This window comes from Paenibacillus sp. GbtcB18, assembly GCF_019091125.1.
Taxonomy (GTDB): domain Bacteria; phylum Bacillota; class Bacilli; order Paenibacillales; family NBRC-103111; genus Paenibacillus_F; species Paenibacillus_F chitinolyticus.
Genome location: NZ_JAGXJX010000115.1, coordinates 1 through 527, shown reverse-complemented (window position 1 = coordinate 527; position 527 = coordinate 1). Strand labels below are relative to the sequence as shown.

Sequence of the window (527 nt, the reverse complement as noted above, 5' to 3'; positions counted from 1 at the left end):
TTTGAAATAATAATTCCATTATCTAAATGGATTGCTACCGTAACATGTCCGACAGATTCGTTCACGAAAGCCTCGCCTTGAGGTTCATTAAATGCTACCCAGCGAACAGCTCGTATGATAGAGGTTTTACCACTATCTGATGGTCCTGTAATTACATTCAATCCAGTTCCTAAATTGAAATGACTATTTGTATGTGACTGGAAGCCTTCTACGAAAATTTCATTAATGGCCAACACGTCCACTCCTTTCTGTTAGCTTTAACATGGTGCTTATCGCTTGTTCTTCTGATCCATTCTTGAAGTGTTTTTTACTTTCGCAACAGACAGCTTTGACGTCTTTTGCTTTTACTAAACGAGTCGCATAAGACACGTATCGTTGCATGTGTATCACCTCCTTTCAATCAATTAGCTTGCCTTTGCTTTCGCTTTCTTCTTTCTTGTGACTGTTACTTTAACACGTAGATATTTCTCGTATACTTCTTGAAACAGACCTTCTTATTTCTCTGTACCGTCGTACTCGTAACGGAC

The 527-nt window shown here is 38.9% G+C and carries 2 protein-coding genes; both read right to left on the bottom strand.

Going from position 1 to position 527, the window contains the following annotated elements; all coding sequences use genetic code 11:
• A partial coding sequence (locus tag KVT34_RS29775) for an AAA family ATPase (protein WP_217563247.1) occupies positions 1-236 on the bottom strand: 236 nt, incomplete at its 3' end.
• A complete protein-coding gene (locus KVT34_RS29770) occupies positions 223-381 on the bottom strand; it encodes a hypothetical protein (protein WP_217563246.1) in 159 nt (52 codons plus the stop codon). The genes KVT34_RS29770 and KVT34_RS29775, both read right to left, overlap by 14 nt.
• Positions 382-527: the final 146 nt, after the last annotated feature.